We start from the raw sequence: 9,599 nt of genomic DNA on the forward strand, positions 1-9,599 counted from the left end.
CCCCGCACCGACGAGAAGAACAAGGAACAATCACCATGTTCAATCGAAGAACCGTCCTCGCCGGAGGCGCCTCCCTCGCCCTCACCCTGTCCGCCTGCGGGAAGGGCAGCGAGGGCGGCTCAGAAGACAGGTCCGAGGGCAGTACCGTCGGCATCGCCATGCCGACCCGGTCCTCCGAGCGCTGGCTCACCGACGGCAAGAGCGTCGTCGAGGGCCTCAAGGCCCAGGGGTACAAGACCAAGCTGGTCTACGGCGACGACGACCCGAAAGCCCAGGTCTCACAGATCGAGAAACTCGTCCAGCAGGGCGTCGACGCACTGATCATCGCGGCCATCGACAACAAGTCGCTGAACGGCGTGCTGCAACAGGCCGCCGACGCGGACATTCCGGTGATCTCCTACGACCGGCTCATCCTCGGCACCAGGAACGTCGACTACTACGTTTCCTTCGACAACGAGATGGTCGGTCTGATCCAGGCCAGCTACATCATCAGAAAGCTCGGCCTGGAGGACGGCAAAGGCCCGTTCAACATCGAGTTGTTCGCCGGCTCGCCCGACGACAACAACACCAAATACTTCTTCGACGGTTCGATGACGCACCTGCAGCCGTTCCTGGACAGCAAGCAGTTGGTCGTCCCGTCCGGCGAGACCGAGCTCAAGCAGATCACCACCCCGCGCTGGGACGGGCCCACCGCGCAAAAACGCATGAGCGGCATCCTCACCAAGTGGTACCGCAGTGAGAGGATCGACGCGGTCCTGTCGCCGTACGACGGCATCTCCAGGGGCGTCCTGTCCGCGCTGAAGTCGGGCGGCTACGGCTCCGACATCAAGCCCCTCCCGGTCATCACCGGTCAGGACGCCGAACTGGCGTCGGTGAAGTCGATCGTCGCGGGTCAGCAGTCGCAGACCGTCTACAAGGACGTCCGTCGGCTCGCCGAGGCCGCCACAACCATGGTCGACGACCTACTCAACGACAGGGTGCCGTGGGTAGACGACTCCACGAGTTACAAGAACGGCGTCAAGGCCGTGCCCGCAGTCCTGCTGCAGCCCACGAGCGTCGACAAGACCAATTACGACACCCTTGTCACGGACGGCTACTTCACCGCCGACGAGCTCAAGTAGCGGCACGGCCTCTACGTGACAACGCCTGCACGACGCTCGCCATGACACTGACCCAGGGCGCCGCCACAGTGGCGGAATAGCTCCCGGCCCCAGGCCGCTCCCTGGCTGGTGCACCATCAGAGGCCGTGTGGCGGTGGTCATCACGGTCCCGATCAGCTTGCCGCTGACGGTAGCCGTTCTGGCCGTGTACGGCCGCGCCGAGGCCCTCGGAGACGCCCGGACGCCCCGTGCCGAGGTCGGCCTCAGCCTGCGGGTCCAGGAGCTGCTACACCAGCTGCAACCCGAACGCAGCCTGGCGAACGGCCTGTTGGGTGGTGAGGAAAGCTTCAGCTCGCCGCTCGCCGCTCGCCGCTACGTGCAAGCGTGTGGACACGACGCTGCGCGGAATGCGCTCCGAACTCGCCGTCGAGGAGGTCATCCAGCGGCATGTGCGGCGCCTTGGCGTCCTTGCCGCCGAGGGGTGCGACGTCGGCCTGGCCGGCTATGAAATGGCCTCCCTCGCCGACCGCGCCGGCGAACTGCTCACCCCGCAGTTGGTACGTGACCTGCACTCCGCTCCCATGGCCGCGGGATAGGTGCGTTGCGCTTCTGCTACCTGTGTCTCAGGACCGGGTGTCCGCGGCAGATCACCATCATCCGCGCGCAGCGCATGTGTGCCACGAGCCCCAAGGCCCTCCCGTCCGACGGACGAAAGGGCCTCTGACCAGGTGTTTCTCTGTGCCCCCGGCAGGATTCGAACCTGCGACACCCGCTTTAGGAGGGCAACAGAGCCTGTAGCCAGTGGCTCCTACCTGCATCTTTCGTCTTCATGATGGCACCTGGAGCGTCTGTGAGTGCAGGTTTCGTCTGTGGTTCACGGCTAGAAACACGGCTAGCAAGTGGGGCCGCTCTCCTCACGGGTGACGTGACCCTATGGTGCCTCGCCGGGCATCCGGTGGTACTTCGGTCGCCGCTCTGCCTCCTCGAACCGCTCCTGCAGGACTCGTGCCAAGCGCTCCGCCTCGGTGTGCATCCCGTCCGCGGCCACGCTGCCAAAGAAGGTCCATGCCTGCTCGGCCGTCACGATCCGGGACTCGGCCATGGTCCGGTCCTTCCTGAGGAGGTGGGGCGGACGTCGTCGTCTGCCGCGCATCAACCACAAGGAGCGACTCGCCCTGGGCGTACAGGGCGGGCCGGCTCACGCTATTCCTCGATGCCGGGTGGCGGCTGGTCAGCGTTTGACGCGGTTACGGATGGCCAGGACTGCCAGTCCGAGAAGAACGGGTTCGGCCAGACGGGAGGCCATCTCGATGTAGGTACCGGCGGTGGTCAGGTCCTGGTCGGCGGAGCGGAAGACCACCGAGTTGAGCGTGACGTTCAGTGCCTTCTCGAAGCGCTCGCCGGTGAACCGGTGCCCGGCGGGGTTGTGCGGTTCGTCCTTGCCTATCTCGAAGGTCACGCTCCCGCCGCCCGGCGGTACGGTGCCGGTCGCTTCCTGCTTCGGGGCGTTGTTGGGCAGTCCGAAGCCCATCAGCAGCACGATGGTGACGAGCATGGCCGCGGCAAGCCAGCCTAGCGCCCGGGAGGCGCGCAGGCCGTAGCCGGACAGCATCCAGTACCCGTGCAGCAGGCCGCGTTCGACGCGGCCGGTGCCGGTGCGGTCGTGCCGGCGCATCTCCATCTCGCCGTAGTAGAAGTCCGCCGCGCCCGGCTCGTTCTTGCCGTCCTCGAAGGCCTTGCGCAGCGCCCGGTACACCGGCGCCAAATGTGTCGGCCCCACGTGTCCGGCGCCGGATGCGGTCGCAGTCCAGCCCGGGACCGCGGCCGGTTGTCGGGCCCGCCAGTGGTGCTCTTCGGCGAGCGTGCGACGACGGGTGAACCGCACGGGGTGCCCGGCCCGCCAGTGCGTACCTATTGGGACCGTGTCGAAGGAGCAGGAGCCCTCCAGACGCACCTGGTCCAGGTGCACCGTCCCGGCGAACAGGCATCCCGACAGGTCGACGTCGGCGAGGACCAGGTGCGCGGCGTCCACCCCGCGTAACGAGGCCACCCGCACGCCGGTGTCGGACACGTCGACGAACGGCTCTTCGGCCAGCGGCCCGCCACGGGGGAGCACGAACGGGTCCCGCTCCGCAGCGATCGTGAGGGGATATTCGAAGACCGCGTGGGCGAAGTCCACCGTGGTGTAGCGCAGCCGCACCTCAGCTGTCGACGACCAGCGAGTCCGCCGGCACTCCAAGTGGCGCGCGGCGAACGAGAGGGTTACCGGGCCGCGGAACACCGCCCCGGACAACATGACCCGCTCCGCACACACCAACGGACCGAGACTCAACGCCCTCTCGAAGGTCACCGCGCCGAAGTCGGCGTCGCCCTCGAAGGTCGCCGAGTCGAATCCGGCGCTGCGCTCGAAGGTCGCCGACTCGAACCTGGCCAAGCTCTTGAAGGCCGTCGACTCGAACTCGGAGTCGCCCCTGAAGGCTGCCTCTACGAACCAGGCGTCACATTCGAAGGCCGCCTGCCCGAACACGGCCTTAGCCTCGAAGGTCGCCGCCCCGAACCTGGCGTCGCCCTTGAAGGTCGCCGACTCGAACCTGGCCAAGCCCTCGAAGGTCGCCGCCACGAAGTCGGCGGTACCCTCGAAGGTCGCCGATGCGAACTCGGCCTTGCGCTTGAAGGTCGCCTCCACAAACCTGGCATCGTGCTCGAAGGTCGCTGACCCGAACCCGGCGTCGCGCTCGAAGGTCGCCGACTCGAACCCGGCGTCCGCCTTGAAGGTCGCCTCGAACGTGGCGTAGCCCGTGAAGGTCGCCGACTCGAAGTCGGCGTCGCCCTCAAAGCTCGCCCAGTCGAACTCGGCGTAACGCTCGAATGTGGCCGAATCGAACACGGCCCTGCCCTCGAAAGTGGCCGCGCCCAACCTGGCGAGGTCCTTGAAGGCCGCCGACAGGAACGAGGCGTCGCCCTGGAAGGTCGACGCCCCGAAGTCGGCGGTGCCCTCGAAGGTCGCCGACTCGAACCAGGCGTAGAGCTCGAAGGCCGCCCGGCTGAACAAGGCGCTTCCCTTGAAGGTGGCCGAGTTGAACCTGGCTTCGTAGCCCTCGAAAGTGGCCGACAGGAACGCGGCTTTGCCCTCGAAGGTCGCCGACTGGAAGTTGGCGTTGCCCTTGAAGGTCGCGTACAGGAGCTCGGCGTTGGCCTTGAAGGTCGCTTCCACGAAGTTGGCGTTGCCCTCGAAGGCGGCCGAATTGAACCCGGTGTCGCGCTCGAAGGTCGCCGACCCGAACTCGGCGTCGCCTTTGAAGGTCGCCGACCCGAAGTCGGCGTAGCCCTTGAAGGTCGCTGACAGGAACTCGGCGTTGCCCTCGAAGGCGGCCGAATTGAACCCGGTGTCGCCCTCGAAGGTCGCCGACCCGAACTCGGCGTCGCCGAGGCGGGGGTGACCGGTTGCGGGGTCATGGAGTGCGTGGAGCAGGGCGGCAAGGAGGGATGGAGTGAAGGGGGTGCCGCGGTGGTCGATGTCGGTGCCGGGGGTCAGGCTGGCCAGGTAGGCGTCGCGGTCGGGGCCGGTCAGGTGGGCGAGGCAGGCGGTGTGGCCGGGGACGTGGATACCGAGGCAGCCGACCGGGTCCTCGGGAGTGGTCCCATGGCCGCAGAGCAGCCAGCTGGGCGGATCCGGGGGCGGCGCGGGGCTCGGCTGGGGCATACCCGAAGGACGATCTCGGCGCAGCCGGCGGTTGCCTGCAGCGCCGACATCCCTGCTGGGAGCGAGGCCTGCCGGCGGCGCCCGGTCCTCGACTCCGGATAACCCCCTGGGCTCACCTCGGCGACACCCTCAATACGGCGATCGCTGCTGCTCCACTAGTCCAGAGAGCGTATAACTCGCAGGCAGCCCCCACGGGTATGTGGGAGAGGTCACGATCGCAAGATGGAAGCTGAAGTCGTTGCCGCTCTCGTAGCCACTCCCGCCGTTCTCGCCACCGCCGGCGCGGCCTATTTCGCAGGTCGAGCTCAGGCCCGGGCTGCTCTCCGGGCGCCGGTGGACTCCATCCGCCGCACGGCTCAGCGGGAGGCATACGCCGCCCTGCTCACCGAGGCACGAACCTACCTCCGCACGACGAGGAGAAACGATGCGTGGAGGGAATCAATGATCTCTGCGGAACCACTGCTCTCTGGGGTGGTGGCGACCTTGGCTGCTGGGGTAATGCCGAACTTGGCTGAAGCGGAGCAACGGCGCCTGGCCGAGCAGCAGCCCCAGATCGCGCGCTTCCGGCTCCAGGGGAACCTTGAACCGATGCATCATGCGGTAGCCCTGGTCTCATTGGAGGGCCCCGAGCATCTGGTGCCGCTTGCCGAGGCCATCGAGCAGCGCGCCGAGGACTTTGAGCGGGCCGCCCAGACCATGGTGAACAACAGCGACACGACACCTGAGGAGAGGCAGGAGCAAAGACGCGTGCTGGACGAGTCGTACGAGCAGGTAGTGGCTACGATCCCGCCGTTCGTCGTGGCAGCCCGCGCCTACCTCAACGGCGACCCGACGTCCCGTTGACCTTTGTGAGAAGACCCGGAACCGGGGCTACCGCGATCCGCGGTTCCGTTGTTCCCCGAGGCCGAACCCCGCGGCGGCCCTCGGAGCCGGCGCCGCGCCGACGAGGAACTACCTCCCGCAACGCTTGACGCGCCCTCAGCGTCACCGCTGAGGGCCCAGTAGGGTCTGTCCGGTGTCACAGTTATGCCCATTACTGTGACAGTGCAGGTCAGCGCGTTGGAGGCGATCACGGTGCGGTTGGCGGGCTACATCCGAGTTTCGACGGGCAGTCAGCTGGACGGGTTCGGGCTGGAGGACCAGGAGCGCATCGTGCGCCGCTGGACGCGCGAGCACGGCCACCGCCTCGTGAAGGTGTTTGTCGAGAAGGCGGTCTCCGGCACGGTCGCCGGCGACGAGCGGCCCGAGCTGGCCACCGCCCTCTCCTGGATCGAGGACAAGAAGGTGAACGGGATCGTCGCGCCGAACCTCGATCGGCTCGCGCGCGAACTCGTCGTGCAGGAGGCCGCGCTCGCGCAGACCTGGAAGCACGGTGGCCGCGCCTTCATGGCCGACCAGGGCGAGATCGTCCCGGACGACCCTGAGGACCCGATGCGCACCGCCATGCGCCAGATGATTGGGCGTCTTCGCACAATTGGACCGGGGGATGACAGTGGCGAAGCTCCGCCGCGGCCGCCGCATCAAGGGCGAGAAAGGCGAGTACGCGTACGGGGCCCCGCCGTACGGCTGGCAGGCCCACAAGAAGGAACTGACCCCGGAAGAAATGGAGCAGGCCGGCCGAGCGCGTGCGCGCCAGCTCCGCGACGAGGACGAGCTGTCATATCGCGAGATTGCCGCCGTTCTGGACGCCGAGGGCATCCGACCTAAGCGCGGGGACCGCTGGCACCCGGAGACCATCCGCCGGATGCTCGCTAACTCCACCGACCGACCGCCGACCTTGCGGAAGCGGTAGCACGCGAGCTCGGTGCGCCCACCCTCGTCGAGAACAGCAAGTTCCACGAGCTCCTCGCGAAGTTGTTGCCAGCCATCACGAAGCGGCACGGCCACCCGCACCGACGTCGATGATGTTCTTCCTCAAGGTGTCCAAGCTCGTCGGGGCCGATACCAAGCGGCGCGCCCTTGAGTAGGCCCAGAGATGGCCTCCCACCTGCAAAGGTGAAGGTTCGTCAGCCAACAGGGCCGCGAACGTGGTCGACGCAGAAGAGGAGTTCTCCCCTCAGGGCCGACACGGCCACACGCCCATCGTGTAGTGACTTGCGTCACGCCCTGGAAGGTGCGACACCGCCCGAGCTGTCATCTCAGCGAACGGCCGACACAGCTCTGAGCTGCGCGAATGCCGACAGGCGGCACTCGGGACGGAGCACAACAACCACGCTACACAAACGCCGGAAAAGTGTTCCCCCCGCTCAAGCCTGACGGGTTGTCACAACGCCTGTAGGTACCGGTGGCGTTACAACAGCTCTACCCCCACTGCGTACTCTTTTGCTCTGACCAACAGCACGGTGAAACAAGGACATCCGGGCCGAGATCGACCCCGGCCCCGGTTGCCGAGCATCACCACCCGCGCCAACGGGACGTTGTAGGTCGCCACGTAGTCCGATGCCCGCCCTCGACACCAGGAGGCAAAAACAGCGACCCCCCGCGCCAACGGGGGGCCGCTCACGTAGTCCGACAGCCCGCCACCCGACTCGTGCTCCTGCCAGAAGCCGACATCAAGATTGGACCGAAGCCATCAGCGCTGGAACCGAGACTAAGGGTCTGAGCGCCCTGAAGTCACACAGGGGGACCCCATTTCGTCCCTTCCCCCGCACGATGCCCTCTGCCACCCCCTCCTTCGGCGGTGCCCGATGATGCTTACGCTCATCGTCGGCCTCGCGCTCGGTGGAGCCGCGGTCTATGCGGCCTACCGAGACCAGAAGCTGGGTGCGGCCATAGTGGTCGGCCTCACCGTGGTGACCGTGTTCCTGCTCCTCATGGACAAGGACCCATCCGCCGCCATGCCGCAGCCGATGGCCCCGTCGACGCTTTTGCCGACGTCGGCGCCGCCCTCTCAGCCGGACCCGCCCACTCGGTAGGAGACCCCGCGCATTGGGCAGGTGCGATCCGCGGCCAGGTTGATCGCACCCTCCCGGACGCCGAACGTCGAGCCCCGGCCGACCTCATTGGTGCTGCTGGACACCCTTCCTGGACGCCCCCAGCAGCACTGTGAGAGTCGTACGAGCAGCGTTCGGGAACCGATCGGTTCTTGGACGCGCTTGTCGATGGGCAGTCAGCTGCCATGCTGAGCAGCTGAACTCCGACCTTCAACCCCTTGGAGAGCAGCGTGGAGCTGAGCGCCACAGGCGAACCCGTCGTCGTACAGGATGACACCAAGGTCCACGTCGGCCTCGATCTTCGGCCGGGCACCCTCACCCTCACCCGGGGCGGGGAGGACTTCGCGGCGTACTACGCCCTGGTGAAGTTCGCTTCTGCCCACGGGGACCCGTGGGCAGCGGAGGAGGTCAAGTTCTCGGCGAAGGGGCCGGACGGCACGGCTGTGGCGTTGACCGTGGATCTCCTCAACGACACGTGGGACGGCCCCCGGGCTGGTGTCCCCGGGGCGATCTGGAAGGTCGTGGCCCTCGCCGCGACGTCCGCCGGGGACGTCGGTATCACCTACGCGTCTCCTGGTGCCGTTTGAGGCGGTACTGCTACGAGGCGCCCGGAGCCGGGAGCTGAACCCCCCTGGCGCGCGAGACCCAGTGGATGCGCTGACGCGGCGGCAGCAGGTTGTAGTCCAGGGTCCGCAGTCCCGAGCCTTCGGTGAGGTGCCACGGCGCGACCCTCCACAGGCCCTCGCGGTCGGGGACCGGCTCGACCGGGCAGCCGGTCAGCACCAGGTCCCACCGGTCGGTGCTGCCGTTGTCCCGGTCGTCCTCCACGGTGACGCTGCCGAGCACCTGGTGGGGGAGTTCCGCGCCGGCCTGTTTCGCGGCGAAGTTCCCCGCCAACTGCTTGATGGTGAAGTCACGCTGGAGGTAGATGGCCGCGCTCCTGTCGCCCGGCTCCAGGAGGAACACCCCGGCGGCCGAGGGCCTGTTCTCCTCGCCGACCACGACCAGGTCGCCCTCGCACCGGACTTCCACCCGCCGGTCGCTGAGGTTCTCCAGCACCAGGACCTGCTGAAGCACGAGCCGGTTGGCGCCCTCCTGCTCTGCTGGGAAGTGCCACGTCTGCGACGGCGGCCAGTTGTTGCAGGGCATCCCCGTGCTGGTCCACGCCAGCGGTTCCCAGGGCGGGGCGCTGAGCTTGAGGGTGACGCCCGGGGCCTGGGAGTCGAGGCGGCTGCGGATCGCGTCGGCGGTCATCAGCTGACTGACCCTGAGCGCGGCACGTGTGAGGTACGCCTGCCACCCAACGAAGCCGAGGGCAAGCGCAGTGCCGATCGAGCCGACGGCGGTCCAGAAGGTCTCTGACATAGCGGAGATTCTGGCCCGACCCCGCCGAGCCCACGAGGGCGGTGTCCCCCGGCGCGTGCCGGGCCTTGCCACGGCGATACGGGTCCGCGCTGGGGGATGCCGACCGCAGCGGGGGCCTGGGGGCTGGCGAAAACCCCCAGTGGCCACCGGTGCCCGCCCTGCGGGACGCGGATGGAAGTCGTTGCCCGCCGGACGGGAGCGAGCGAGGTCGTACGACGATCCTTCTGGCGTTCGGCCGACGTCGGCGGCGACGCTGGACGTGCTCCAGCGTAAGAACGCTGTCACCGATCCTGCTGGCTTATTCGGCCCTGGCATCCCAGCTCGGACACCATGGGACAACTAACCGGCCGGTAGCTGGGGCGGAACCAGACGTGACACCACGACCATCGTGAGCCGACTGCGGAAATGGGTACAGGGCCCGGCGTCCCTGTACCGTCCTAGTCCTGGGCACACGCGGTGGCGTCGGTGGGGGCTTCCTCTTCGGTGACGTGCGGTGAA

General features: G+C 67.5%; 10 protein-coding genes. 7 read left to right on the plus strand and 3 right to left on the minus strand.

The features are described 5' to 3' along the window. The first annotated feature begins 35 nt into the window (after nt 1-35). The gene (gene chvE / locus BLU79_RS06615) at nt 36-1,121 is read left to right on the plus strand and encodes a multiple monosaccharide ABC transporter substrate-binding protein (protein ID WP_093904648.1); all 1,086 of its coding nucleotides are present in this window, start codon (nt 36-38) and stop codon (nt 1,119-1,121) included. 386 nt (nt 1,122-1,507) lie between these two features. Then, complete coding sequence (locus tag BLU79_RS48115) at nt 1,508-1,696, plus strand: roadblock/LC7 domain-containing protein (protein WP_371131821.1); 189 nt, start codon at nt 1,508-1,510, stop codon at nt 1,694-1,696. A 335-nt stretch (nt 1,697-2,031) separates the two neighbouring features. Here the strand turns inward: BLU79_RS48115 and BLU79_RS48120 are convergent, their stop codons facing one another. Together BLU79_RS48120 and BLU79_RS06625 are read right to left on the minus strand one after the other, a co-directional pair. Beyond that, nucleotides 2,032-2,202 (minus strand): hypothetical protein, encoded by a 171-nt coding sequence (locus tag BLU79_RS48120; RefSeq protein ID WP_177000896.1) that lies wholly within the window; start codon nt 2,200-2,202, stop codon nt 2,032-2,034. A gap of 129 nt (nt 2,203-2,331) precedes the next feature. After that, entirely contained in the window at nt 2,332-4,803 is a 2,472-nt protein-coding gene (locus tag BLU79_RS06625; protein WP_256333176.1) for a pentapeptide repeat-containing protein, read from the minus strand. Between the two features lie 222 nt (nt 4,804-5,025). Between BLU79_RS06625 and BLU79_RS47810 the strand changes: the two genes are divergently transcribed. From BLU79_RS47810 to BLU79_RS06645, 5 genes are all read left to right on the plus strand, one after another. Further along, nucleotides 5,026-5,646: a hypothetical protein gene (locus BLU79_RS47810; RefSeq protein ID WP_143052461.1), complete on the plus strand. Its 621-nt coding sequence runs from the start codon at nt 5,026-5,028 to the stop codon at nt 5,644-5,646. A 195-nt stretch (nt 5,647-5,841) separates the two neighbouring features. Then, on the plus strand, nt 5,842-6,510 hold the full coding sequence (locus BLU79_RS06635; protein WP_177000897.1) for a recombinase family protein: 669 nt from the start codon (nt 5,842-5,844) through the stop codon (nt 6,508-6,510). Beyond that, nucleotides 6,500-6,595, plus strand: a complete 96-nt coding sequence (locus BLU79_RS49885) for a hypothetical protein (RefSeq protein ID WP_371131831.1) — start codon at nt 6,500-6,502, stop codon at nt 6,593-6,595. Before BLU79_RS06635 ends, BLU79_RS49885 begins: the two co-directional genes overlap by 11 nt. Nucleotides 6,596-7,490: 895 nt before the next feature. Then, the gene (locus BLU79_RS06640; RefSeq protein WP_093904651.1) at nt 7,491-7,718 is read left to right on the plus strand and encodes a hypothetical protein; all 228 of its coding nucleotides are present in this window, start codon (nt 7,491-7,493) and stop codon (nt 7,716-7,718) included. A 236-nt stretch (nt 7,719-7,954) separates the two neighbouring features. Next, nucleotides 7,955-8,323, plus strand: a complete 369-nt coding sequence (locus BLU79_RS06645; RefSeq protein ID WP_256333177.1) for a hypothetical protein — start codon at nt 7,955-7,957, stop codon at nt 8,321-8,323. 10 nt (nt 8,324-8,333) lie between these two features. On the opposite strand, the gene BLU79_RS06650 is transcribed toward BLU79_RS06645, so the two are convergent. Further along, a complete protein-coding gene (locus BLU79_RS06650; RefSeq protein WP_093904653.1) occupies nt 8,334-9,101 on the minus strand; it encodes a hypothetical protein in 768 nt (255 codons plus the stop codon). Nucleotides 9,102-9,599: the final 498 nt, after the last annotated feature.

The sequence above is a fragment of the Streptomyces sp. cf386 genome, from assembly GCF_900103585.1.
GTDB lineage: Bacteria > Actinomycetota > Actinomycetes > Streptomycetales > Streptomycetaceae > Streptomyces.

Coding starts and splice junctions, on each gene's coding strand:
- BLU79_RS48115 (WP_371131821.1), top strand. CDS start 1,508: ATGCGCTCCGAACTCGCCGTCGAGGAGGTCATCCAGCGGCATGTGCGG.
- chvE (WP_093904648.1), top strand. CDS start 36: ATGTTCAATCGAAGAACCGTCCTCGCCGGAGGCGCCTCCCTCGCCCTC.
- BLU79_RS06650 (WP_093904653.1), bottom strand. CDS start 9,101: ATGTCAGAGACCTTCTGGACCGCCGTCGGCTCGATCGGCACTGCGCTT.
- BLU79_RS48120 (WP_177000896.1), bottom strand. CDS start 2,202: ATGGCCGAGTCCCGGATCGTGACGGCCGAGCAGGCATGGACCTTCTTT.
- BLU79_RS06640 (WP_093904651.1), top strand. CDS start 7,491: ATGATGCTTACGCTCATCGTCGGCCTCGCGCTCGGTGGAGCCGCGGTC.
- BLU79_RS06625 (WP_256333176.1), bottom strand. CDS start 4,803: ATGCCCCAGCCGAGCCCCGCGCCGCCCCCGGATCCGCCCAGCTGGCTG.
- BLU79_RS47810 (WP_143052461.1), top strand. CDS start 5,026: ATGGAAGCTGAAGTCGTTGCCGCTCTCGTAGCCACTCCCGCCGTTCTC.